General features: G+C 58.0%; 15 protein-coding genes and 1 pseudogene. 8 read left to right on the forward strand and 8 right to left on the reverse strand.

What is annotated here, in order from left to right:
* Nucleotides 1-104 precede the first annotated feature (104 nt).
* The 3 genes and pseudogenes from mfd to thpR all read left to right on the forward strand — a co-directional run bounded on the left by mfd (nt 105) and on the right by thpR (nt 5,733).
* Nucleotides 105-3,551: a transcription-repair coupling factor gene (gene mfd / locus Q7T36_RS00825; RefSeq protein ID WP_304842991.1), complete on the forward strand. Its 3,447-nt coding sequence runs from the start codon at nt 105-107 to the stop codon at nt 3,549-3,551.
* Between the two features lie 197 nt (nt 3,552-3,748).
* Nucleotides 3,749-4,942, forward strand: a pseudogene (locus Q7T36_RS00830) (PilT/PilU family type 4a pilus ATPase); the annotation flags it as partial.
* 194 nt (nt 4,943-5,136) lie between these two features.
* Nucleotides 5,137-5,733 carry an RNA 2',3'-cyclic phosphodiesterase gene (gene thpR / locus Q7T36_RS00835; RefSeq protein WP_304842993.1) on the forward strand — a complete coding sequence of 199 codons (597 nt, stop codon included), beginning with the start codon at nt 5,137-5,139 and terminating at the stop codon, nt 5,731-5,733.
* 9 nt (nt 5,734-5,742) lie between these two features.
* Here the strand turns inward: thpR and Q7T36_RS00840 are convergent, their stop codons facing one another.
* Both Q7T36_RS00840 and nagZ read right to left on the reverse strand, forming a co-directional pair.
* Complete coding sequence (locus tag Q7T36_RS00840) at nt 5,743-6,789, reverse strand: endonuclease (RefSeq protein WP_304842995.1); 1,047 nt, start codon at nt 6,787-6,789, stop codon at nt 5,743-5,745.
* 85 nt (nt 6,790-6,874) lie between these two features.
* Entirely contained in the window at nt 6,875-7,888 is a 1,014-nt protein-coding gene (nagZ, locus tag Q7T36_RS00845) for a beta-N-acetylhexosaminidase (RefSeq protein ID WP_304842997.1), read from the reverse strand.
* Between the two features lie 158 nt (nt 7,889-8,046).
* Here nagZ and Q7T36_RS00850 point away from each other — a divergent pair, with 158 nt between their 5' ends.
* A complete protein-coding gene (locus Q7T36_RS00850; protein WP_304842999.1) occupies nt 8,047-10,179 on the forward strand; it encodes a carboxy terminal-processing peptidase in 2,133 nt (710 codons plus the stop codon).
* On the opposite strand, the gene Q7T36_RS00855 is transcribed toward Q7T36_RS00850, so the two are convergent.
* The 4 genes from Q7T36_RS00855 to rluC all read right to left on the reverse strand — a co-directional run bounded on the left by Q7T36_RS00855 (nt 10,145) and on the right by rluC (nt 13,242).
* The gene (locus Q7T36_RS00855) at nt 10,145-10,525 is read right to left on the reverse strand and encodes a gamma-glutamylcyclotransferase (protein WP_304843001.1); all 381 of its coding nucleotides are present in this window, start codon (nt 10,523-10,525) and stop codon (nt 10,145-10,147) included. The two genes, Q7T36_RS00850 and Q7T36_RS00855, sit on opposite strands and share 35 nt — an antisense overlap.
* A 91-nt stretch (nt 10,526-10,616) precedes the next feature.
* Entirely contained in the window at nt 10,617-11,582 is a 966-nt protein-coding gene (gene sppA / locus Q7T36_RS00860) for a signal peptide peptidase SppA (protein WP_304843003.1), read from the reverse strand.
* Between the two features lie 66 nt (nt 11,583-11,648).
* Nucleotides 11,649-12,296 carry an HAD-IA family hydrolase gene (locus Q7T36_RS00865; RefSeq protein ID WP_304843005.1) on the reverse strand — a complete coding sequence of 216 codons (648 nt, stop codon included), beginning with the start codon at nt 12,294-12,296 and terminating at the stop codon, nt 11,649-11,651.
* Nucleotides 12,283-13,242, reverse strand: a complete 960-nt coding sequence (rluC, locus tag Q7T36_RS00870; RefSeq protein ID WP_304843007.1) for a 23S rRNA pseudouridine(955/2504/2580) synthase RluC — start codon at nt 13,240-13,242, stop codon at nt 12,283-12,285. The genes Q7T36_RS00865 and rluC overlap by 14 nt, the downstream gene beginning before the upstream one ends.
* A 422-nt stretch (nt 13,243-13,664) precedes the next feature.
* Between rluC and Q7T36_RS00875 the strand changes: the two genes are divergently transcribed.
* The 4 genes from Q7T36_RS00875 (at nt 13,665) to Q7T36_RS00890 (ending at nt 20,279) form a co-directional block, all read left to right on the forward strand.
* Nucleotides 13,665-17,165: an Rne/Rng family ribonuclease gene (locus tag Q7T36_RS00875; protein WP_304843009.1), complete on the forward strand. Its 3,501-nt coding sequence runs from the start codon at nt 13,665-13,667 to the stop codon at nt 17,163-17,165.
* Nucleotides 17,166-17,356: 191 nt separating this feature from the next.
* Nucleotides 17,357-18,046 carry a hypothetical protein gene (locus Q7T36_RS00880; protein WP_304843011.1) on the forward strand — a complete coding sequence of 230 codons (690 nt, stop codon included), beginning with the start codon at nt 17,357-17,359 and terminating at the stop codon, nt 18,044-18,046.
* 151 nt (nt 18,047-18,197) lie between these two features.
* Nucleotides 18,198-18,941 (forward strand): YebC/PmpR family DNA-binding transcriptional regulator, encoded by a 744-nt coding sequence (locus Q7T36_RS00885; RefSeq protein WP_304843013.1) that lies wholly within the window; start codon nt 18,198-18,200, stop codon nt 18,939-18,941.
* A gap of 123 nt (nt 18,942-19,064) precedes the next feature.
* Nucleotides 19,065-20,279, forward strand: a complete 1,215-nt coding sequence (locus tag Q7T36_RS00890) for an iron-containing alcohol dehydrogenase (RefSeq protein WP_304843015.1) — start codon at nt 19,065-19,067, stop codon at nt 20,277-20,279.
* 27 nt (nt 20,280-20,306) lie between these two features.
* Here the strand turns inward: Q7T36_RS00890 and Q7T36_RS00895 are convergent, their stop codons facing one another.
* Both Q7T36_RS00895 and Q7T36_RS00900 read right to left on the reverse strand, forming a co-directional pair.
* Complete coding sequence (locus tag Q7T36_RS00895; protein ID WP_304843017.1) at nt 20,307-24,371, reverse strand: translocation/assembly module TamB domain-containing protein; 4,065 nt, start codon at nt 24,369-24,371, stop codon at nt 20,307-20,309.
* Nucleotides 24,371-26,104 (reverse strand): autotransporter assembly complex family protein, encoded by a 1,734-nt coding sequence (locus tag Q7T36_RS00900; RefSeq protein WP_304843019.1) that lies wholly within the window; start codon nt 26,102-26,104, stop codon nt 24,371-24,373. Before Q7T36_RS00900 ends, Q7T36_RS00895 begins: the two co-directional genes overlap by 1 nt.
* Nucleotides 26,105-26,108 lie beyond the last annotated feature (4 nt).

The following is a 26,108-nucleotide window of genomic DNA, read 5'->3' on the forward strand; positions in this document are numbered from 1 at the left end:
GGCAACAGGCAGTGTGCGATGATGCTGTGGCATTCCCCCTGCCGTCAAATCCGTTACAATCGGCCGCGACAAAATGCCGCACCCTGTTTCCCGAGAAAACCGCCATGACTCAAGCCTTGCTGACCACCCTCGCCTCCCTGCCCACCGGCCCGCAGGATCGCAAGACCTGGGCCTCGCTGTCCGGTTCCGGCATGGGTTTGGCCATTGCCGAAGCGGTCCGTGCCTGGCAGGGGCCGGTGTTGCTGGTGACGGCGGACAGCCAGCAGGCGGCGCGTCTGGAGGAGGAAGTCCGGTTTTTCAGTCAGGATGAAGTGCCGGTGCTGCACTTCCCGGACTGGGAAACCCTGCCCTATGACCAACTCTCTCCGCACCAGGACATTATTTCCGACCGGTTGCGCATTCTCGCCAGCCTGTCGGGCCTGCAGCGCGGACTGGTCATCACCAGCATCACGACTCTGGCCCAGCGCCTGGCTCCGGCGACCTGGCTGGCGGCGCAAAGCTTCAGCCTGAAATGCGGGCAGCGCTTCGACCTCGACCAGACCCGGTTGCAGCTGGAGGCGGTGGGCTATCACGCCGTGGAAACGGTTTACGAGCATGGCGAATATGCGGTGCGCGGCAGCCTGATGGATATATTCCCCATGGGCGCCACGGCGCCGGTGCGTATCGAACTGTTTGATGATGAAATCGAGAGTTTGCGCCTGTTCAGCCCGGACAATCAGCGCACCACCGAAAGCATTACCCAGCTGGAGCTGTTGCCTGCGCGCGAATACCCCTTCGACAAGCCCGCCGTGCGCCGCTTCAAGGATCAGTGGGCAAACAGTTTTGAAGGCGACCCCAAATTCTGCCCGGTGTACCGTGACGTCAGCAGCGGGCTGGCCTCTGCCGGCATTGAGTACTATCTGCCGTTGTTTTTCGAATCGACGGCGACCCTGCTGGATTACCTGCCGGGCAATGCCCTGATGGCGCTGGAGTCCGGCATACAGCCGCAGCTGGAACATTTCTGGCTGGAAGTGCAGAGCCGTTACGAAGATCGCCGCCATGACCGGCAACAGCCGATTTTACCGCCGGAACGCCTGTTCCTGCGGGAGAACGAACTGTTTACCGGATTGAACCGTTTTGCGCGACTGACACTCAACAGCTCGATGGAAACCGGCAAGCCCGGGACAGTCAACCTGCCGCTGACCGAGCCTCCTGCCCTTCCGGTGGATCGCAGCGAACAGCCGCTGGCGGTGCTGGCTGCTTATATTTCCTCGCAGCCGCGTGTCTTGATGTGCGCTGAAAGCGCCGGTCGCCGGGAAAGCCTGCTGGAGCTGTTGAAGCCCTTGGCCGTCAAGCCGCAGATGGTTTCGGGCTGGTCAGAATTCCTGGCCGGGGATGCGCCCTTTGCCCTGACCGTGGCGCCGCTGGAACGGGGTTTATGCCTGCCGGGACTGACGGTCATCGCGGAGTCCCAGTTGTTCGGCCAGCGGGTCATGCAACGCCGGCGCCGGAAGGCCGTTACCGGCGAGGCCGCCGCCGAACTGGCCATCCGCAGCCTGAGTGAACTGACGCCGGGCTCGCCGGTTGTGCATATCGATCATGGCGTCGGCCGTTACCAAGGCCTGGTGACGCTGGACATGGACGGCCAGGTGCAGGAGTTCCTGTTGCTGGAGTATGCGAACCATGCCAAGTTGTATGTCCCGGTTGCCAGCCTGCACCTGATTGCCCGGTATACCGGCGCAGATGATGCCCATGCGCCGCTGCACCGACTCGGCACCGAAAACTGGAGCCGTGAGAAGCGCAAGGCCGCCGAGCAGATTCATGATGTGGCCGCTGAGCTGCTGAATATCAGCGCCCGACGTGCTTCGCGGCCGGGGTATGCCTTCCGGATGGAAGAAGCAGAATATGCCCGTTTTTCCAGCGGCTTTCCCTTCGAGGAAACAGCCGACCAATCCAATGCAATTCTCGCCACCCTCGCCGATATGCGCGCCCCGCGACCGATGGATCGACTGGTATGCGGCGATGTCGGTTTCGGCAAGACGGAGGTGGCGATGCGCGCCGCTTTTGTTGCAATTCAGGACGGCAAACAGGTGGCTGTGCTGGTGCCGACAACCTTGCTGGCGCAACAGCATTATGAAAATTTCCGTGATCGTTTTGCCGACTGGCCGGTCAGGATTGAAGTGTTGTCGCGCTTCCGCACCGCCAAAGAGCAGCAGGCCGCACTGGAGGCTCTGGAGGACGGCAAGATCGACATCATTATCGGCACCCACAAGTTGCTGCAGGACAGTGTAGGTTTCAAGCAACTGGGGTTGATGATCGTGGATGAAGAGCACCGCTTTGGTGTCCGCCACAAGGAAGCCTTGAAAAACCGGCGCGCCGATGTCGACATGCTGACCCTTACCGCCACCCCCATTCCCCGCACCCTGAACATGGCGCTGTCCGGCCTGCGTGACCTGTCCATCATCGCCACCCCGCCCGCCAAGCGGCTGGCGGTGAAGACCTTTGTCCAGGAACACACCCCGGCCATCATCAAGGAGGCCATCCTCCGTGAACTGCTGCGCGGCGGTCAGGCGTATTATCTGCACAATGATGTGGCGACCATCGAGAAATGTGCTGCCGACCTTCAGGGTCTTATTCCCGAAGCCCGCATCGGTATTGCCCACGGCCAGATGCGTGAGCGCGAACTCGAACAGGTGATGCAACAGTTTTACCACAAGCAATTCAACGTGCTGGTGTGCTCCACCATTATTGAAACCGGCATCGACATACCGTCCGCCAACACCATTCTCATGGAGCGCGCCGACAAGCTGGGACTGGCGCAGTTGCACCAGCTGCGCGGCCGTGTCGGGCGTTCGCACCACCAGGCCTACGCCTATCTGCTGACCCCGAACAAGAAAGCCCTGACTGTGGATGCTGAAAAACGGTTGGAAGCGATCCAGCGCGCCGGAGAACTCGGCGCCGGTTTCGCCCTAGCCAGTGAAGATCTGGAAATTCGCGGCGCGGGGGAACTGTTGGGCGAAGAACAAAGCGGGAACCTGCATGCTGTCGGTTTCACCTTGTATATGGAAATGCTGGAGCGCGCGGTCAAGGCGATCAAGGCCGGAAAAGCACCGAACCTGGACCAGCCGCTCGAACTGACGGCCGAGGTCAACCTGCGCATGTCGGCCCTGATTCCGGATGACTACCTGCCGGATGTCCATAACCGCTTGCTGATGTACAAGCGCATCAGCCATGCGGAAACAGTGGAGGCAATGGATGAATTGCAGGTGGAAATGATCGACCGCTTCGGCCTGCTGCCCGCACCCGCCAAAAACCTGTTTGCCTCCCACCGGCTGAAACTGCAAGCGGCGGCTCTGGGCATTCGCAAGATTGACATCGGCCCGCAAGGCGGCCGGATGGAATTTGCCCGTGACACTAAAGTGCAGCCGATCACCCTCATCAAACTGCTGCAAAGCCAGCCGGCGCAGTTTCGCATGGAAGGCGGCGACAAGCTCCGCATCAGTGTCAACCTCACCGAGCCGGAGAAACGGTTACAGTACATGGAGGATTTGCTGAAGAAGCTGGGAGGATAAATGCAAGCGGGTTGACGGCCCGCCCGACAGACTGCCGGTTTTTTCAGATAATGCGGCCTGTCGTGACTTATCAATGACAGTACCGATTCGGTATCATCGCCGGGTCTTTGTGTGCTGACCGGGTCTCAATCTGAAGATCCGGCGCACTGATTTTCCACCCGGCCCGTTTGGGCCATACCGACAAGAAGAAAGAAGACATGTCCCATTTGACCGAAGAACAAGCCCATGCCTTCATGATGCGCCTGCTGACCCGCATGAGTCAGTCTGGCGGCTCTGACCTGTTCATCTCCAGCGACTTTCCGCCCAGCATGAAAGCTAACGGAGAGATGCAGCCGCTGAGCAGCCAGAAACTGACCGGTGAAATCACCCGTGACTTGGCCCACGCCATCATGAACGAAACGCAGCGTGCTGAGTTTGCCAAGGAAATGGAATGCAACTTCGCTATCAATGTTCCAGACGTTTCCCGCTTTCGGGTCAATGTTTTCGTGCAGCAGCAATGTGTGGGCATGGTAATCCGCACCATTTCTTCGGAAATTCCCACGTTTGAGAAGTTGTCGCTGCCCGAAACGCTAAAAGACCTGATCATGCAGAAACGCGGGCTGGTGCTGGTGGTCGGCGGAACCGGTTCGGGTAAGTCCACTTCGCTGGCCGCGATGATTGATCATCGCAACAGCACCTCCAAGGGCCACATCATCACCGTGGAAGACCCTGTTGAATATGTGCACCGGCCGAAGCAATCGCTGATCACCCATCGCGAAGTGGGCGTGGACACCCATAGCTGGCACCACGCGCTGAAAAACACCCTGCGTCAGGCTCCTGATGTCATTCTCATTGGCGAAATCCGTGACGCAGAAACCATGGAACATGCCATTGCCTTCGCCGAAACCGGACACTTGTGCCTGGGCACGCTGCACGCCAACAACACCAACCAGACCTTTGACCGCATAATCAACTTTTTCCCGGATGAGCGCCGCAACCAGTTGTTGATGGATTTGTCGGCCAACCTGCGCGGCATTGTCTCGCAACGCTTGGTGCGCACGGAGGACGGCAAGGGGCGTCGCGCCGCCATCGAAATCCTGTTGAATACACAAATGGTGTCCGAACTGATCTTCAAGGGCGAGTTCCATGAAATCAAACCGATCATGGAAAAATCCCGTGAACTGGGGATGCGCACCTTCGACTGGGCCTTGTTCGAACTGTACAACGAGGGCCATATCGCCTATGAAGAGGCGATTCGTAATGCGGACTCGGCCAATCAACTTCGCCTGAACATCAAGTTGAAAAGCCAGCGCGGAGAGCCGAAAAACTTCCAGTCGGCGGCAGCGGCGGCGTCTTCTTCATTGTCTTTTGACAAGTCCTCGCCGGAGGAAATGGACGCCAAACGTAAGGAAGAACTGGAACAGCAGAAGATGAACAAGTGGATGATGGAGAAAAAGCTGGCCGCCCAGAAGTTGCAACTTCAGGATGCTCCGGACAAATAACGCCTTGAAACGATTTTCCCAAAGAGAATCATTGCGCAGGGATGCGCGGCGAAACACTATAGAAGTCCTCGTTACAAACCAAGCCAGGACACGGGGATAACGGTATGCCCGAGCTGATTGCCTCACCGCCCGCCAAGCGCTTGTTTCTGGCGCTTCCCATTCCCACTCAGCTGAAATCTACGATAAAAAACATTCAAAAGCCTTGGCAATCCCTTGATTTACCAGTCAATTGGCAGGGGGGGAAGCTGCTGCACCTGACACTGGTTTTCCTGGGGGAACAGCCTGTTGACCGGATTGATATCCTGACGGAACTCATGGAAAACGTCGGTCGGCAAACGGCGCGCTTCCGCTTGCAACTGGAGGCTCCGGGTGCGTTTCCCTCTTTTGGCCACCCGCAAGTATTGTGGATGGGTGTTGAACCGTCCATGGCATTGATCCGCTTGCAGCGGCAACTGGTGCTGGAACTGGAGTCAGCCGGTTTCGCCCGCGAGGTACATCCTTATCACCCGCACATCACGATCGGGCGTTGCCCGCATGAGCTTTCACGCCCTGACCGGCAGCGCGTGCAGGCCGTGTTATCCAAACCGCCGGTATTAGTTGGGGAATCCGGCTGGGAAGTAGACCGCATGCATCTGTATGAAAGTCATTATGACGAACACGGCCTGCATTACACCCCGCTCAGCGGGATCATGCTTCCCTGAATCCGGGTTTTACCGGCGGCATAAGGAGGCGCAGGGAACGCCGTCATTATTGCCGTCAATGGCGGTATTGCCGCAATGCCGCAGCTGGAATTCGGCTTCGGCGCAACTTTTCATTTTGGAGCAAGATTTCACGGGTTGGCATGAAAAAGCCTCCGCAGCCTCTGCTGGCATCGGCAAGGACTCCGGTGGCATTACGGGCACTGTTTCGGGTTCCTGCTTTTCAACGGTCTGAACCTGAATCGGTTGAGCCGGCTTTTCCACGATCTCCTCGTTCTTTCCGGTGCGGATCAACTCCGGGTCCTGCCCGTACAAGCGGATAAATGGATTGTCCTGACCCTGGATTTTGGCAATCCGGCGGTTGCGCTCCATTTCCCAATCGTCCGGCGGGTCCATCCGGTTCCAGGCGGCGTACAGCTTGCGGTCTTGGCCGGATAACCGGAAACCGTAAGTTTTCTCCATGTAAAACATCGTGCGTGCAATTTCGCCTTTCACATATTCCGGAGGTTCGGCGCGCCGGATGGATTCATCGACTTCCATGGTGCAGGCGCCATATTCACGCTTCTCCCCAGGAACTTCGCCCCAGTTGAAATTCGAACGGTCGCCATTGACCTCGCCAATGGCCGGATACAAATTGTTCAGGTCATTGTGCGCGGTATTGAAAACCGGATCCTTGGCTTCGCAACATTTGCGTCCGGACATCTTGCTGCCGCAGATCTTCTCAGGTTCGCGCCAGCAGGCCCTGAAGTTCCCGAACTGGTGCGCCGGCATGACATGCTCGGCTTCAATGCGCGAGGCGCGCTCCGGGTTCTTGCGGGGTTGATAACCGCAACTGTTCCAATCCACCTTGCGCGATTTCGGGCTATAGGAGCAACCACAATAGAAAGTCAGCGCATGTCCTTGATAAACTTCAGAATACAATCTTTTTTTGGCCAGCTCGAAGGTAGCCGGGGTATCAGGCAGGTTTTCCGGGCGCTCCACCGCATTTCCGGAATCGGGCGGGTTCAGCAGTTGTTTGAGATCTTCCAGCGAACACGCCGATAACAGCAGGCATGACAATAAGAACAACCACCTATAATTCAACATCTTGTATCCATTATTGAAAGTTGAAACGGAGGTGTGCCAAGCCTCCGCAGTCATCGCCTCAGACGGTGATCAAGCGCCGAATGCCTTCCTCGGCCGCAATCCATTGCGGGTGGCGGGGCAACTCGCTCCAGCCCAGGCGGCGTCGGCCCTTGAGGGCGGCAAAACGCGATTGATCGGGCAGCGGTTTGCTCTCCCGGGATTCCAGCACCTGGATAGCCGCTTCGGGCTTGTTGCAGACCAGCACCATGTCGCAGCCGGCGGAAATCGCAGCCTCCGCACGGTCGGCAAAAGAACCGGCGACCCCCGCCCCTTCCATGCTCAGGTCGTCCGAGAAAATGACCCCGCGAAAGCCGATTTTCTTACGCAGAATTTCCTGTAGCCATACAGGCGAAAAACCGGCTGGCCGGTCATCAACTTCCGGGAAAATGACATGGGCGGGCATGATGCCCTGCAAGGCTGAAGCCAAGGCGACAAAGGGCTTCAGGTCATGGGCCTCGATGTCAGCCATGGAGCGGGTGTCTACCGGAATGGCGACATGGGAGTCCGCCGCAATGGCGCCATGACCGGGGAAATGTTTGCCGGTGGCCGCCATGCCTGCATCCTGCATGCCCTTGATGAAGGGGCCGAGCAAGGCAATGGCTATTTCAGGCTCACTATGGAACGACCGGTTGCCGATAACCTGGCTGATGCCGCAATCCAGGTCCAGAATGGGTGCGAAACTGATGTCCACGCCAACGGACAGTACTTCCGTAGCCATCAACCAGCCCCATTCGTAAGCCAGCTGCCGGGCTTTTTCCGGACTGAGGGAGAACTGATCGCCCAGCGTCTTCATCGGCGGGATTTTCACAAAGCCTTCCCGAAAACGCTGCACCCTGCCCCCTTCCTGGTCCACCGCCAGAATTAGCTCGGGACGGACAGCGCGAATCTGGGCCGCCAAGGCCTGAATCTGTTCCGGGCCAACAAAATTCCGGGCAAAAAAAATCACCCCGCCGGTCTGCGGATGACGCAAAACTTCACGTTCCACGGCGGTCAGTTCCAGCCCCTGTACATCCAGCATTACTGAACCGATCATGATGTTTACCTCCACCAGTCTTCAAGCGGGCAATAATAACGAAGACACTACGATAAAGCCTGTGTTTTTTAAGGGAGTCCGGCTATAAAAACCCTTGGGCTGTCTCTATAATCCGTGGATGTCGGCAATCCGCCGCGCGCGACCTCATCAAGAATCTCATGGCATTGATCAAGCGTAAAAAAATTGTTGTCTGGGCAGCTGCCTTCGGTGGCGCCGTGTTCTTTACAGCCGTGTTTGCCAAACAGGCCTCGGCTCCCGCACAGCTTGAACCCAATGCCGATGAGAAAAAGGCCGCTCGCAGCAGCGTTGTCCTGCTCCGGCACTTGCATTACGAGCACCGCAATTTCAACGATGCTCTTTCGTCACAGGTGTTGGACCGCTACATCAAGGACCTGGATGGAACGCGCAGCTATTTCCTGGCCAGCGATATTGCATCGTTCCAGATGTATCGCCTGACGCTGGATGATGAAATCAAGCGCGGTGACCTGGATAATGTTTTCGGGATGTACGGCCGCTTCCAGAAGCGCGTCAGCGAACGCCTGGACTTTGTCCTGACGACACTGGGGCGCGGTGTCGGCAAAATGGATTTTACCAATCACCAGTCACTTGAAACCAAACGCGATAACGTGCCGTGGGCGCGAAATACGTCTGAACTTGATGATTTGTGGCGTAAACGCCTGATGTCCGCCGTGATTAGCCTGAGGTTGACCGGCAAGAGTGACGAAGACATTCAAAAGCTGCTGATCAAGCGTTACCAGAACCAGTTGAACAACCTGGCGCGCACCAAGCCGGACGATGTTTTCCAGGCGTTCATGAATTCGCTCGCCGAAACCTATGACCCGCATACGGAATACTTCTCCCCGCGGTCATCCGAGAATTTCAACATCAACATGAGCCTGTCGCTGGAAGGGATTGGCGCCGTGTTGCAGAACGATGATGAGTACACCAAGATTGTCCGCCTGGTGCCTGCCGGACCGGCCGAGAAATCCAGTCAGCTGGCGCCCGGTGACCGTATCATTGCCATTGCCCAGGGCAGCGAGGACTTTGTGGATGTCGTGGGCTGGCGTATTGATGAGGTCGTGGACCTGATTCGCGGCCCCAAGGGCAGCCAGGTGCGGCTGCAGGTGATTCCCGCCAGCGCCAAGGATGAACACCAGACCAAGACCGTTTCCATTGTCCGTAATACGATCAAGCTGGAAGAACAGGCGGCCCAGAAGCGGGTAATCGAAATCACCCGTAATGACAAGGTTTATCGCCTCGGCGTGATCAAGCTCCCGACTTTTTATGCCGATTTTCAGGGCATGCAGAATGGTGACCCCAATTACCGCAGCACCACGCGAGATGTCAAACGCCTGATTGCGGAACTGAAGGCAGAGAAAATTGACGGCATGGTGCTTGATTTGCGCAACAACGGCGGCGGCTCGCTGACGGAAGCCAATTCGCTGGTGGGATTGTTTATTGAAACCGGCCCAACAGTACAGATCCGCAGTGCAGGCGGTGAGGTCGAAGTGATGGGGGATTCCGACCCCGCCGTGGATTATGACGGCCCGCTGACTGTCATGGTCAACCGGCTTTCCGCCTCGGCCGCCGAGATTTTTGCCGGCGCCATACAGGATTATGGGCGGGGCCTTGTGGTCGGCTCCACTAGTTTCGGCAAGGGCACGGTCCAGTCCCTGCGTGACTTGAACCATGGCCAGTTGAAAGTGACTGAGGCCAAGTTCTACCGGATTTCCGGCGCCAGCACCCAGCATCGTGGCGTTGAGCCGGACGTTTACTTTCCGAATGTCTATGACAACAAGGACATTGGCGAGTCCGCACTGGAAAATGCCTTGCCTTGGGATACCATTCCCCCAGCCCGGTTTCTGCCGTACAGCGGGTACGACAAACAGATCAGCCGCTTGCGAGTCCTTTCCCAGCAACGGCAATCTGCCGATCCGGATTTCAAGTATCTGAATGCGCAAATTGCGCTGGCGGACACCCTGAAAAAGAACTCGGTTATCTCGTTGAACGAGAAGGCGCGTCAGCAAGAGCAGAAAGAACTGGATGAGAAACGCCTGGCCATTGAAAACGCCCGTCGTCAGGAAAAGGGTCAGGAGTTGCTGAAAACCTGGCGTGAAGCGGAGGCGGCCAACGATGCCGACGGCAATCCTGACACGGTCGAAGCTCCTGATCCCGGCGCGAAGGAAAAGCCCGAAGATGAGGCCTACGTACGTGAAGCCGGTCAGGTGTTGCTTGACGCTGTTCTGGCTCCGCCGCTCAAGGTAGTGCGTTCAACCAGTCTCCCCCGCTAACCGGTTCCAGCCCGGCCAATGGCCGGGCATACCAATATACCCAAGCATCAAGCCACAACCCACCCTGCCATTGAACCGGCGTCAGGATGCGCCGGTATTCAGGATTTTCCCCCAGAACCTCTTCATAAGCATCCAGTTTTTCCCATAGGCATTCAGGAATGCCGTAAATATCCCCGACAACAGGATCTTGGCCAGGTCCCAGCGCCGGATACCAGCCGACCCGGTAAAGCTGTCCACTGACAACACCTGAACCCAGATAATGCCCCTGCTCAGCCAGCCACTGCCCTTGCGGAGTCCCGGCCTGCGGACGCAGACTGCCGTAAACAAACAGGAAGGAGTTTTCCATGTCACTGCCTTTGCTGATTGACCGGTAATTACCGGGTTAACGTACAAAAAAAAAGGGAGCATCGGCTCCCGTTCTTGTTTCAGTTGCCGCCTTAACGAAGTTTCAACCCACCGCCCAGATCCAGGCGGGCGGCAATTGTTTCGCCCATGCTGGCTCCCAGCTTGCGGATCATGTTGTCGAACGGGTTCTTCCGGGTGGAATAGTCCACCAGTTCCTCGGAACCCGCTTGTTTGGCAACCGATTTCACCGACCCCAAACCATCCGCCAGCCCCAGTTCCACAGCTTGCTGACCGGTCCAGAACAGGCCCGAGAACATCTCGGGAGTCTCCTTCAGGCGCTGGCCACGGCCTTGCTTGACCGCCGTGATGAACTGCTGGTGGATAGTATCCAGCAGTTTCTGCACGTGGGCTTTTTCCTCAGGGCTGACCGAAGCCATGGGGTTGAGGATGGCCTTGTGCTGCCCGGCGGTCATGGTGCGGTCTTCAATGCCGATTTTCTGGGCCAGCGCCTGTGCCCCGAAGCCCGGCATGATGACACCGATAGAGCCTACCAGACTGGCCGGGCTGACATAGATCTGGTCAGCAGCAGCGGCAATATAATATGCGCCGGAAGCCCCGATATCCGTGATGACCGCATAGACCTTCTTGTCCTTGTGTTCTGCCTTGAGCTTGCGGATTTCGTCATAAACGTAAGCTGACTGCACCGGGCTGCCGCCCGGACTGTTGATGCGCAACAGCACCGCCTTGCTGTGCTTGGCCTCGAAAGCGGACTGCAAGCCGTCAATAATATCATCGGCATTGGCGTCACTGTCATCGGCAATTTCACCGCTGATATCGACAACCGCCACATGATCCTTGCCAAAATCCGCCGCTCCTGAACTTCCGCCGGGTGAAAAAATCATGCCGAGAATAACCAGCAGATAGACAAAGGTCAGCAACTTGAAGAAGACACCCCAGCGCCGTGAGCGCCGTTGCTCCTCCACGGAAGCCATGACCGCCTTTTCCAGAATTTGCCACTCTTTGCCCGAATTGTTGGGGGGCGAAGGCCATTCACTCATGTTCATTCTCGGGGATTGATAGGGTTGCTTAGCTTAATAAGGCCCTGAGCCTGCAAATGCAAGGCTTCAGACAAGGTGTTGATACAGTTCCGATACATGGTCGACGATAACGCGAGGCTGATGCGGCAGCAACAACTCAACCGCATGAGCGCCATAGCTGACCCCGATGCCGGGCATCTCCAGTTGCCTGGCCATGGCCAGGTCATAAGTGGTGTCGCCGATCATAATCGCCTGATCCACCCGTTTGCCGGTGTGGGCCAGAATCTGGCTCAGCATAAGCGGGTCGGGTTTGGATGCGCTCTCATCCGCACAACGCGTAATAATGAAATGATCAACGAGGCCCGTCTGGGCCAGCACCCGGTCCAGGCCGATGCGTGTCTTGCCCGTGGCTACCGCTAGCAGGCGGTTTTCATTCAGCAATTGTTCCAGCAGTTCGAGGGCGCCGGGGAACAATCTGCTCTTTTCCTCACTGCCGGCGACGAAATGCCAGGCATAGCGCTGACGCAGCAACTCCCGGACATCGTCATTGGCGTCAGGAAACAATTGGCGGATGGCAATCGGCAGCGCCAAGCCGATGATGTGGCGGCAGTCTGCTGCTGCCGGTACTGGCTGCAACAGGTCGCGCGCGGCTTCCTGAAGACTGTCCACGATATGGGCGGCCGAATCCATCAGCGTGCCGTCCCAGTCAAAAATAATCAGTTCAGGCTTTGACAAGGCGCAGGTACTCCAGCACAGCTTGTAATTCGGGCGCCGGCGGGCAGCTGAACTTCAAGGGTTCGGTTTTGCCGGACAAGGTCAACGTCAAATCACGGGCATGCAGGAACAGGCGGTTAAGTCCCCAACTGCGGGCAGCCTTGCCGGCGTCGTCATGACCGTACTTTTCGTCCCCCAGAATGGGATGTCCCAGATACTGGGCATGCACCCGGATCTGGTGCGTGCGGCCGGTCAGCGGTGAGGCTTCAACCAGTGTGGCGTGCCCAAAACGTTCAATCACACGGAACACGGTTTCGGAAGGCTTGCCGTCGTCACGCACCCGCACAATGCGCTCGCCGGAAGGCAGGGTGCTCTTGTGCAGCGGCGCTGTCACCTTGTGCTGGCCCCCTTTCAGGTTGCCTTCCAGCAAAGCCACATAGGTCTTGCGGATGCGGCCCTGACGCAGTTGTTCGTGCAGGTCTCGCAGCACGCTGCGCTTCTCGGAAACCAACAATAGACCCGAAGTGTCACGATCCAGACGATGCACCAGCTCCAGAAACTCCTTTTCCGGGAAAAGTACGCGCAGGGCTTCAATCAGGCCGAACGGCAGGTTGCTGCCGCCATGAACGGCCAGCCCTGCAGGCTTGTTGACCACAATCAGCCCGTCCTGGTGATACATGATGCGTTCACGCAACTGCTGCGCCAGATGCGGGCTGGGCGTCGGGGCCGCCGGCACTTCCGGCAGGCGGATTGGCGGCACCCGGATCACATCCCCGGCCTGAATACGGTATTCTGCCTTGATGCGGCCTTTGTTGACTCGCACTTCTCCTTTGCGAACAATGCGATAGACCAGCGTACGCGGGGCTCCCTTAAGCGCGGTGATCAAAAAATTATCAATTCGCTGGCCCTCCTCGCCGTCCTTGACGGTAATGAAACGGACTGCTGAAGAAGTATCGGGTTGATTCATAAAAAGAGTGTGAGTTCCGGAAAGAGTCTGATATATTCGGCAATTGCCGGCCCCTCGCGTTACCTGCAATACGGTCCGCTGCTGACAGCGGTGAAGGTAACTGATGGCGAGCGGATTATATAGGCAAACTGATTGCTTGTACGGGCTTTTCCTGCGGGAACCGTGAATCCCGAAAGGTCCGGGACAATAGATAAAGTGTGGCGGCGAACGCCGCTTAAATTTCCACCGGCACAACGCCGTGGGCTGCGGGAAACGAATTTTCGGAAAGTCGTGTTTACGATTTTCAGCGCCGGAACTCTCAGAAAGAGGCCGGCCCCAGTTGACAAGTCATTCAGGCCGGACCAGAAGTCCGTAGCCAGTGCCGGAAACGGCTCGTTAACCCCTGCCCCGTGCGTGTGTCACTTTAAGGTGACTACGTAACAATGAAACGCATGCTGATTAATGCGACGCATTCGGAAGAAACCCGCGTCGCCCTCGTAGACGGACAGCGTCTGTACGATTTTGATCTTGAACACCACGCCCGCGTCCAGAAAAAAGCCAACATCTATAAAGGACGCATCACCCGCGTCGAACCCAGCCTTGAGGCAGCATTTGTCGATTTCGGCGCTGACCGTCACGGCTTCCTGCCGCTGAAGGAAATCGCCCGCGAATACTTCAACAAGAATCCCCGTGATGTCGGTCGCGTCACCATCCGCGAAGCGATCCAGGAAGGCCAGGAAATCATCCTCCAGGTCGAAAAGGAAGAGCGTGGCAACAAGGGCGCCGCCCTCTCCACCTTCATCTCGCTGGCCGGTCGCTATCTGGTGCTGATGCCGAACAACCCCCGCGCAGGTGGCATTTCCCGCCGCATTGAGGGTGAAGAGCGCGAAGAGCTGAAGGAAGCGCTGAACTCCATCAACGTTCCCAACGACATGGGTGTAATCGTCCGCACCGCAGGACTGGGCCGCTCCCCGGAAGAACTGCAGTGGGATCTGGATTACCTGCTCAGCCTGTGGAAGTCGATCAACGAAGCCGCCGTCGGCAAGACTTCGCCCTTCCTGATCTATCAGGAGTCGAATGTCATCATCCGCGCCATTCGTGACTATCTGCGTGACGACATCAACGAAGTGCTGATCGACAGCGAACCCGCCTTCAACCAGGCCATGGAGTTCGTGCGCAAGGTGATGCCGCATTACCAGAGTAAGATCCGCCTTTATAAGGATGCGGTGCCGCTGTTCAACCGCTACCAGATCGAGAGCCAGATCGAGACGGCTTACCAGCGCGAAGTGAAACTGCCTTCCGGCGGCTCCATTGTCATCGATCCGACTGAGGCCCTGGTTTCCATCGACATCAATTCGTCCCGCTCCACCAAAGGCAGCGATATCGAAGAAACCGCCCTCAACACCAACCTCGAAGCGGCTGAAGAAATCGCGCGTCAATTGCGCTTGCGTGATATCGGCGGCCTGATTGTCATCGACTTCATCGACATGGTTCCGCCCAAGCACCAACGCATGGTGGAAGACAAGTTGCGTGATTCGCTGGCCATGGACCGCGCCCGCATCCAGATTGGCCGTATTTCCCGTTTCGGTCTGCTGGAGTTGTCGCGTCAGCGCCTGCGTCCTTCGCTGGAAGAGACCACCGGTCTGGTCTGCCCGCGCTGCAACGGCACCGGCGTCATCCGCGACGTGCGTTCGCTGGGCCTGTCGATCATGCGGGTGATTGAAGAAGAAGTACTGAAAGATCGCAGCGCTGAAATCCGCGCTCAGGTGCCGGTCACGGTCGCAGCGTTCCTGCTCAATGAAAAGCGCGCCGCCCTGGCCACCCTGGAAAGCCGCAGCGGTGTACGTGTGGTCATCCTGCCGAATCCGCATCTGGAAACCCCGCACTACGAAGTCACCCGTTTCCGTGATGACCAGGTGGAAGAAGGCGCCGAAGCTCCGTCCTCCTACCAGTTGGTCGAAGCCTTCCAGCCGACAGTGGAAGACAACGGCTTGAACCGTCGTGAAGAACGTTCGCCTGCCCGTCGTCAGGAACCGGCCGTGAAGATGGCTCAACCGGAAACGCAGGCCCCCGCCCCCCGCCAGCGCGATGAAAAGGCTGCCGCCCGCCCGGTAGAAGCTCCTGTTGCACCTGCACCCGTCGTGGATGCCCAGGCTGAAGGTTCACCGACTCGCAAAGGCTTCTTTGCCTGGTTTGCCAACCTGTTCAACAACGGACAGAGCGCTGAAGATGAAGTGAATGCCAAGCTGCAGGCCATCAGCGGCGAGACCGTAACGCAGGCTCAGACTTCGGTTGAAGAAGCCCCGGCCGCTCCTGCGCCCTCCCGCCAGAACCGTGACCGTAATGGCCGCAACCGTAATGGCGACCGTTACCGTAATGACCGCCAGGGTGAGCGTCAGGACAGGCCGGAACGCGCCGAGCGCCAGGAACCCCGTCAGGACACCGCCGCCATGGCAGGTTCTTCCGAGGCCGGTGATCAGCCGCAACCCAATGCTAACCGCCGTGAACGTCCGGTGCGTGAAAACCGTGAGCCTCGCGAAAACCGCGAACCTCGGGAAGCACGTGAGCCGCGCGAGGGTCGGGAAAACCGTGAACCGCGTGAGCCACGCGACCGTCAACCGCGCCAGCCGCGTCAGCCACGCCCCGAGTTGCAGGCTGACAGCGTAGTCCATGCAGAGTACCCGATTGCGGTCACCGAGTCGGTTGAACAAGGCCTGGTGGCGCCGGTTGAAACCGATGTCATTGCAACGGTTGAAGGTGAGGAGCCGCAACAGCGCCGCCCCCGCCGTGACCGTTTCGGCAATCGTCGCAATAACCGTGGCCCTCGCGAGCGTGACAACCGTGTACTGGTGGATGCGGGCCTGATGGCTGCTCCCGAAGGTGGTGATGCGCCGCTGATGGCCGATGCCCTGGAGAGCCCGGTTGAGCCGGTCAACACTCCGTCGGTGTCCATGCCGGCCATTCCGGTCGGTGCGATGAACCCCATCGTGGCTGACCTGATTGCTGCAGAAGCTGAAGCCGAGGCTGGTCTTGCTGCTGCCGCGACTCCACAAGCTGAGCCTGCTGACTCTGCGATTGAAGCTCCACTGCCGGTGACGGAGTCCGAACCGGAACCGGTTGTAGCTCCTGTTGCTGAGGCGCCGGTGGCCGAACCGGTACCGGAAGCGCGTTCGCAGAGTACAGTGACGCGGATGGTGGAAGATGTTCCGGCTGCGGCAGCGGTTGCTGAAGTAACCCCGGAAGTTGAGGAGCAACCCAAGCGCGCCGCCAACGACCCGCGTGAGCGTCGCCGCCGGGAACGTGAAAATGCCGAGGCGGCAGTTCGCGCTGAAGCTGAACGCGTGGCCCGTGAAGCCGAAGAAGCAGCCCGACTGGCAGAAGAGGCATTGCGCCCGGCTCCGGTTGTTGAACCGGAAGCATCTGTTGCCGTTGTTGAGGCCGTGGCCGTAGAAGCTGTGGCAGCCGCCAAGACCTGGCATACCGTGGGCGAATACATTGCCGCCTTCCTGCCGGGACAACCGGCTCCTGTCAGCAGCACGGAAGTGATTTCTGCGTTCTTTGCAGCGCAGAAAGCCCAACTTTCCGCCGTTGAACCTGCCGCCGAGTCTGTTTCCGTGGGTACGGCAGCTGAAACGGTTGTGGCAGATGCACCTGCGGAGATCATTGCAGTCGAGCCTGATGTCGAGACTCCGGTTGATACGGTCGTTGCAGAACCGGTGGCAGATGCTCCGACTGAAGCCGTTGCTGAGGTGGCCTTGGAAACCCCAGCGGTTGTTGAAGCAGCGGCCCCCGCCACTGCGCTGGCCGTTCCGTCTTGCACGGTCGCCGAGTACGTGGCGACCTGGTTGCCGGACCAACCGAAACCCGTCACAGGCGCGGAAGTTATTTCCGCCTTCTTCGCGGCCATGAAGAAGCACGCCGAAACGGTTGCCAATCCGGACTAATCCCGGATTGCACCACACAACAAAGGAGCCTGACGGCTCCTTTGTTGTTTCCGGGAATCACATCTTGAGCATAGCCTCTCTTCGGCATCTGCGGCCCGACCGTTTGGAATTTGATGACCTGAATTCCAGCTTGACGAACGATCCGCTCACGATATAGTGAAATGACCATACATCTGAACGGGTAATATCCCATGAATAATAATCAACTCTGTTGCGGCCTGATGTTGCTGGCTGCTTTCTCGGGAAACAGTCAGGCCTTTGACATGGCTTTGGGTGTTAAGGGCGGCACTTTGGGACTGGGGGCTGAAGCCACTTTCAAACTGCACGAAAAAATCAACTTGCGGGCGGCATTGAACACCTACACGGAGACAGATACCTTTACGGAGGACGGTATTAATTACAACGGTGAAATGAAGCTGGGCACCTATGGCCTCACTGCCGACTGGCACCCGTTCAGCGGCTCATTCCGTCTCTCCGCCGGCATCATGAGCAATGGCAATGAATTCAATCTGGTGGCTGACTGCAAGCAGGCTTGCGATATTGACGGCAGCCAGTACACCAGCGATCCGGTCAACCCCGGCCAGGTCACGGCGGTTATCGATTTCAAATCAATGTCACCCTATGCCGGTATCGGCTGGGGGAATGCCATGAGCGGTGGCAAGTGGTATGTCGGAGCCGATGTCGGGGTGCTCTTCCAGGGAACACCTCAAGCCGCGCTCACCGCTAGCGGCGTCTTCCGTAACCAGCTTAATATCCCGGTTTCGTCTTCCAACCCGGTTTTCCAGGCCCAATTGCAGAATGAAGAAACCACATTGCAGGAAGAGATGAACTCCTACGATATGTACCCGGTGCTGAATCTGTCATTGGGCTACCGTTTCTGACATACGGCGCTGAGGCTGGAACCAACTTCCGCTAACCCGGTGAATGCCTGGACCTCATCAGGCAAACACCGGCGCTCTGCATTGATCATTGCCCCTACTTGCCAGCTGATTGCTCAGGGGGCAAAATCGCCAGTCCCTGCCTGATCAGGGCATGTCTTCAATTCAATCCTTTTATACCAAGAGAATTCCCATGGGCGCCCAGTGGAAAGCCAAACATAAAGAAGCCGCCGCCAATGCCAAAGGCAAAGTATTCGGCAAGTTGTCCAAGGAAATCATGATTGCGGCGCGTAATGGCGCAGACCCGGCCATGAACGCCAAGCTGCGGATGGCTGTTGAACAGGCCAAAAAGGCTTCGATGCCGCGTGAAACCCTGGAGCGCGCCATCAAGAAAGGCGCCGGCTTGCTGGGCGAAAGCGTGCATTTCGAGCGTCTGACCTATGAAGGTTTTACCCCGCATCAGGTGCCGGTCATTGTGGAATGCCTGACTGACAACATCAACCGCACTGTTTCCGAAATCCGGGTGCTGTTCCGCAAGGGACATCTGGGAGTTTCCGGTTCCGTGGCTTGGGATTTTGACCACGTCGGCATGATTGAGGCGGTGCCTTCCCAACCCGATGCCGATGCCGAACTGGCCGCCATCGAGGCCGGAGCGCAGGAGTTTGAGCCGGGTGATGACGGTGAAATCCTGTTCCTGACCGATCTCGCCGATCTGGATGCCGTCAGCCATGCCCTGCCGCAATTCGGATTCACCGTGCATTCCGCCAAGCTGGGCTATCGCGCCAAGAATCCGGTTACGGTCAGCAGCGATGCCGATCGGGAAGAGGTCGAGGCATTTCTGGAAGCCCTGGACAGCCATGATGACGTGCAACATGTCTATGTCGGACTTGCCGGTTAAAGCCACATCATATTTTGGGACGATGGTCTTAATTTGTCCGCAGAACACAATGGCGGGCGGTGTATGATACCTGCAATCCGTACAATAACTTTGCCCCACCGTTCAGACTTAAGGTAGCCCGACATGAGCCGATTCACCACCATCCTCAAAGCCAAGGCCCAACTTGCCGCACTCAAAGTGGCGGTTACCGTTTTACCGGCCCCCCGCCCCATTGTGTTACTGGGTGCGGACTCCGCGTTAAAGCTGTGTGACACGATTTCCCATGTCGGGGCGAAGCGGGTGTTGGTGGTGACGGATGCGGTACTGCACAAGCTGGGCGTCATTGCCCCGTTGTCGGCGCGTCTGGAGCAATTGGGTATTGATACGCTGGTGTTTACCGGGGTCACGCCTGATCCGACGTTCAGTGTGGTGGATCATGGCTTGGCCATGCTGCGCTCCGGCCGTTGCGATGCCGTACTGGCTGTAGGCGGTGGCTCGTCGATCGATGCCGCCAAGGTGATCGCCCTCGCCGCTTCCAATCAGAAAACCCCGCAGCAGCTGATTGGTGTACTGAAGGCCCGCAAGCCTTCGCTACCACTGTTTGTGGTGCCGTCCACTGCCGGTACCGGTTCAGAAGTCACCATCGGCGCGGTGATATCCGACGATGTCACACACCAGAAAGGCATCGTGATTGATCCGAAGGTGGTTCCGGTGGCGACCGCCCTCGATCCGTTGATCATGAAAGGCATGCCGCGCAGCATTACCGCCGATACCGGCATTGATGCCCTGACCCATGCCGTGGAAGCCTGGATGGCGAATTTTGCAACAACAGAGTCCGATTACTTCGCCGGGGCCGCCGTACGCATGATCTTCAATCAACTGCCCGTGTCTTATGCTGACGGCGCCAACCTTGAAGCCCGTGAGGCTATGGCATTGGCCTCCCATTATGGTGGATTGGCCATCAGCGCGGCCGGTCTGGGTTATGTGCATGCCATTGCCCACCAACTGGGGGCTTATTACCGCATTCCTCACGGTCGCGCCAATGCCATTGTTTTACCGTATATCCTTGACTTCAACCGTGATGTTTCCGAGAGCCGTCTTGCGACTTTGGCGCGAATCTCCGGCCTCACGGACAGTTCGGTGCAGGATGGCCAGGCGGCCGATATCTTCATTGCCCACGTCAAGCAACTGCTGAAGGATCTGAATATTGACACCCGTATTCCGGGGATGAATGAGGCCGATTTCCCGGCCATGGTGACGGCGGCCTTTGCAGAATGCCATGGCACCTATTCAGTGCCCAAGTACATGGACGCGGCTGATGTCACCGCCATTCTGCGGGCGCTGCAACAGGCCTCCTGAAGTATGCAGGCGCGGGGCCGCCTGCCATCAGTATTTGAGGTTATAAAAGAGGTCCAGGGCGTTTTCCAGCGAGGAAACCGCCTCCAGATACAGGCTCTGGTTGATCTTGTAGCGCAAAGTCACTTTGCTTACCGGGGTGAAGACACCCACCCCGTAGCGCAGGTAGAGCCGGGGGCTGAGATAGCCCGAAACCGTAAAGCTGGTGTCATCGCCGCTCCCTTCCGCATCCAGCGACACATCTTCCAGTCCGACAATATTCCCAATGTCCGAGGCAATGCCCTGCCCGCCCCGGATTCCCAGACTCAAGGCGGCGGAAGTCAGCAAGGCGGTATCGTTGCCGCCGCCTACACTCAACCGGCCTTCCTGATACAACGGCCTGCCGATCAACAGGTAGCCCAGCATTTCGTCCTGGGTCATGGGAGTATCAGAAATCAGTTGCATCGTTGGCGCATTGGCCCGGCCTTCCACCCGAACGCCCACGACTTTATCACCGACTGTTTTCACCGCTTCAATACTGAGCGCCGGTTGCGTCACCGGACCGGCAAACAGCAGTCGGCCTTGGCGAATGGTCAGTTTTTGGCCATAGGCTTCGTAGCGTGGCTCCTTGTTACCACCGGCCTTGAGATCAATTTCACCATGGGCCTGCAACCCGCGTTGCTTTTGCTGTTGCAGGCGCAACTGCCCTGACAAGTCACTGGACAAGCCGAAACCTTCAAACCGCACCTTATCCTGCAGCAATAACTCGATATCGGCATTGATATCCCACTTGCGCATGCTTTTGGCGAGCTTCGCACGGGCCTTGCCGTCTTCCGTATTGATAACTCGGATATCCGCTGACAGCGGCACGGCCTGGTCCGAGAGTGTCTGCGGTTTCAGCAACGCCGATGGAACCTCGACCTTGCCGCGTATGTCCACGACATACGGCTCTACCTTGATATTCAGATCCGGATTGACCGTAGCCAGAATTGTTGGCTTTTGCCGTAGTTCCAGTCCGGTTCCACTCAAATGCAGGTTCAGGGAAGGCTCACCCCGCCATTCCGCCAAGCCCTCAACCAGGGCTTTGCCGGGCCCGCTGAAGAAACTGCCGTCCAGCTTGGCTTCCTTGCCGCGAATGGCGATATTCATGCCGATCTGTTTCAGGTCCAGCGGTGCATCACGGGCGCTGAGTTCACCCCCGCTCAGGGTGAAGTCGCCGTAAAAGTCCGGCCCGGTCAACTCGCCGCTCAAACCACCAGACAGGTTCATTTCACCGTTCAAGTGGCGCATGCCGGGGAAGAACGGCTTGAAAATGGCCAGATTGACCTTTTCAAGCAGCAGTGCGCCGTTGATCAGATAGGGTTTGGTTGAAGGGTCCAGCCAGGCTTCAACATAACCCTGACCAATATGCGGGGCTTCGGTTTCAAAGCGGATTCGAATTTTCTCGCCTTCCGTGACCATTTTCAGGCCCAGCCGGTCATAGGGCAGCGTGATGGGGTCATCATCCTCCTGCGCCAGGCCGATGGCGCCCTGACGGGTGTTCAGAGTCAAGCCCAGCTCCGGCAGGCTGCCCTGCTTCCAGTCAACAGATCCCTCGCCTTCCAGCGTACCTTTCCAAGCCAGTCCTTCCGGAAACAATGGTGTGAAGCGATCCATTTCCAGGCCTTGCAGGCTGAGTCCGGCATGGGCCTGCTGCGGACTGAGCACGACCTCATCGGTGGTGCAGATACGTGCCGGTGCGGAAGACCAGCAATGCGCGCCAGCCGTCAGCTTCCGCTCCGCGGTCAGCCATTGCAGGGGCAAGTCACCTTCATCCTGTTCCAGAACAGAGCTGTCAACAGCCACGGTACTGGACAGGCTTTTGCCGCGCCAGTCCGATGAACCGGCGGCACTGTCGCTGAGCGAACCTTCCAGCACCCCTTCCGCGGTTACCCGATCGGCCTCGATCTGCCAGCTGATGCGGTGAGCGAACCTGGAACCTTCCAGCACCAGCATCGTGTCTGGAATGAAGCGTGAACCGTAGGCCAGATCATGGGCATGCAGTTGCAGGAAACCGTTTTCCAGAGCCAGGGCAGGCAAATAGCCGCTGGCGCTGAAGGTCTCTGCGGAAGCGCCCAGTCCGGTCAGCTTTTCACCGATCAAGTTGAGACTGATACCGGGCTTGGCCTGTTCGCCTTGCAAGCTTACAACTCCGTTTACGGAGCCTGTCAGGCGATTGTCGAGCAAGGACAGATCTTGCAATGACGAGTTAAGCGACATATCCCATTGGTGGCTCCAAAGACCGCCTTCAATATCGACATGGTCCGTGCCCCAGTCCGCCTGAAATGCCTGGGTTTTAAAGTCCGGAAGGGCTACGCCGGGCTTGATCTGCAACAGCAGGTCGCCTTGCAGGGCCAGGGGTTGATCGCGCAGCTGGCCGCTGAGGTTGATATGACGGACGCCGATTTCATGGTTATCCGGCCGCAGCTGACCCGATGCATCCACCGCGCCGCTGACCACTGCAGGCCATGCGGGCAGCCAGAAGCTATTGGAAAAATCAGTCAGATCGGCGGTAGCTGACCACAGGATGTCCTGACGCCAGTTGAGGGCGGCTGTACCCGAAAATTTTCCGGCCGGCCCGCCATATTCCAGCAGGTTGGCAGCGAGGCTGTGCATATCTCCGCCAGCGTTGATCTTCCAATCGCCTTCCGGAAACCGGGGTGAGCGCAGTGACAGCTTACTGCTGAGGGCGTAACGCTCCAGAATGCCCTGATAATCCAGTTCCCCTTGCGCAGAAAAAGCATCCCCCAAGCCGGGGACAGGCCGGGCCAGGTTTTTCCAGACCAGTGTCAGGTGTTGCGGTTTGTGCCACTGCCAGGGCCAGGCCTTACTTTTCAGCTTGGCGCTCCAGCTTTCATTACCGGCCAGGTCAGCCTCTATGCTCAGGCTGGATTCCCCGGCGGACATCCGCCCTTCACTGTTCATGACACCCTGGAGCACCGGCAGCGCCACGCGCGGCACCGGCCATTGCCGGGACAAGTCAACATTGCTGAGGTGTGACTGCACGTTCCAGGCAATGCCGCCGCGCCAGTACACATCACCATGCATGGACAGTACGCCGCCCATCAGGGTGCGACCTTCCACAGGCATCAGGCGCAGGCTTTTCCAGTCGGTTTCAGCAAACCAGCGATAGTCACCCTTGGGAATAAATTTGCCTTGCAGTGATGCATCGCCCAGCAAGGTCAACCCCTTCCGGTTGCCGCGGATATGCGCAAATCCCTGACGGGTCTGCAAGCCGAAATTTTCAGCATACCAGGGCACATTCATCTTTCCCCATCGCACCAGGCCCCGATAACCCAGCAAGGGTTGCAAGGTGTTGATGGTGGCAATGGCTTGCATCGGCGCCGGCCGACCATGAACCAACCGCACCTCCAACGCCCCCAGATCGCCGGCCACACTGACATCGGCGGGTCGCAGGCGGTGGTTGCTGAGAAAGTCCGCCTGGATGCCGCCACGTGCCTGAATGGGATAGTTGTCGATGAAATGCAGGTTTCCACCCAGATGCAAAAAGAACCGGGAATGCTTCAGTTCAACCTGAGTGACATCCAATCGTTGGTGCAGCCATTGCAGATCCTGCACTGACAGGCTTTCAGCATCCATGATGCCACTGGGCTTGACGATGGCAATCCGGGTCAACAGGCCTTGCCCCAGAATCAGCCGGAACGGCAGGTTGGGGTGTTTCAGCTGGATCGGGTTGGGGTTTGGTGGTCCGGTGAAGACCAAACGCACACCTTCTCCTTCGAGGGTGTCGATATAAAGCTCCCGCCGCATCAGGGAGGCCCATGTCAACTGCAGGTGCAGGCGATCGGCATCCAGATGGAATTTCTTGCCGGAAAACCGGAAGTTACGCAGCCGCAAGCCATCTTGCAGCGTACCGCCCTCCACTTCAAAGCGAATGACGGTTTGCAGTGAGACCAGTCGTTCCAGCAGCCAGCGACTGCCGCCGGGTGAGGCGGCGGCCAGCACCAGTGACATCCATAACAGGAACAGCAACACCAGTATGGCCACTACGGTATGACTGCCGCCCCGCCACAGCAAACGCAGTATTTTCCGCAGCAGCCTCAGCAAACGGCGCATCACAATGCCGGCCCCATAAAGAAATGGATACGCGGTGAGGTGGAGCCGGACTCTGAAACCGGCCAAGCGATATCGAAACGCACCGGTCCGACCGGGGAAATCCAGCGCACACCAACCCCGGCACCGGTGGCCAGGCCGTCACTGGCGCTGTCAAAGGCATTACCAGTGTCCACAAAGGTCGCCAACCGCCAGCGCTTCGTCAACCGGTAGGCGTATTCGGAACTGGCTGTCACCAGATTGGACGCTCCGACCACTTGCCCGGTGCTGTCGCGGGGAGAAAGGCTCTGGTAATCAAATCCCCGGACGCTTTGGTCGCCGCCGGCGTAAAAGCGCATGTTCAGAGGAACGCTGTCGAAGTCACTGCTGACAATGGCACCCAAGTCCGACCGCAGCAAGAGCATATGGCGGTCGGCATAAGTACGTAGTAAGCGCCATCCGGCGCGTAATGAAAGGAACTCGGCATCGGACAACAACGAGCGGGAGGCCAGTTCAGTCTGGTAATACTGGCGATCCCCCCAGTACGGATCAGCGCCGCCGCGACTGCGGGTCCGGTTCAGATTGAGGCCGGGCAACAACAGATTGTTGGTGACTTCCTCTCCGGTCGTCTTGCGCGAAATTTCATTGCTGAAGCGTAATGAATAACCGCGTTGCCAGCCGTCAGCGCGACGGATCAGGCGCTCTACCCCGAGGGTGTTGCTGTACGTTGTTGCCTCATCCAGCACTTCCCGCTTGAAGCCGGAAAAAATCTGCAGGGTATCGTTAAGCGGATGGGTCCAGGGAATGCCGTAGCGGAAGGTGGCACTTTGGCGTACCTGTGAAATTTCCGTCGAAGTCTCAATACTGTGACCCCGGTCATTTAGCAGCGGCCGCCGCCAGGCCAGACTCAGCCGCGGGCCGATGTCCGTGGCGTACCCGACACCGACTTCCAGCTGGTTGGGTTTGGCAGCCGAGAGCCGGACATGTACCGGAACGCGTTGATCCTTAGCCAGATCCGGCTCGGCACGCACACGAACATCGTTAAAATATCGGCTGTCGAGCAGGGCTTTGTTGAACTCGATGATCCTGGAGGCCTCATAGGGATCATCCGGGGAAAAGGTCTTCAGTTTCTCCAGCCACTCGATCTTGAGCGGCAGCGGTTCGGCGTCAGAGGGCGTCGTAAATTCGACATCGCCAAATCGGTATCGGGAGCCACTGTTGTATTCCAGCCGGATTTCGGCGGTTTGCGCCGGTTGCAGCACTTTAACTTCGTGCAGGGTCCACTGTCCGCCAAAGTAGCCCCGCTCCAGAGCCATGTTCTGCACCAGGGTCTTGATGGCCTCATAGCGACCGTGGTGCAGCACTTCGCCTTCATGCAGCGGCAAAGTCTCCAGCAAGGCCGTGAAAGCAATGTCATTGCCCGCATCACCTTGATAACGCAGTTCCAACTTCTTGATGATAACCGGTTCGCCCGGTTGGACATCCACCAGCACCTGGGCTGCCTGCGGTGTGAAGTGAACGGTTGACTGGTAATAACCTACCGACTGCATCGCCTCACGAGCGGCCCTTTTCAGGCGGGCATGGGTATCGCGCCAGTTCAATAAGTCGTCATGGGTCAGCTTGCCAAAATAAGCCTCAAGGTTGGCCTTGGTTTCGTTGGTGACGCCTTCAATCCGGACCGGCACGTCATCCTGCGCCAGCACGGGGCCGCACACGCATGTCATCACCAGGAAGATCCGTTTTTTCCAGTCCAGCATTAGC

The organism is Fluviicoccus sp. (assembly GCF_030646115.1).
In the GTDB taxonomy this organism is placed as follows: Bacteria; Pseudomonadota; Gammaproteobacteria; order Pseudomonadales; family Moraxellaceae; genus Fluviicoccus.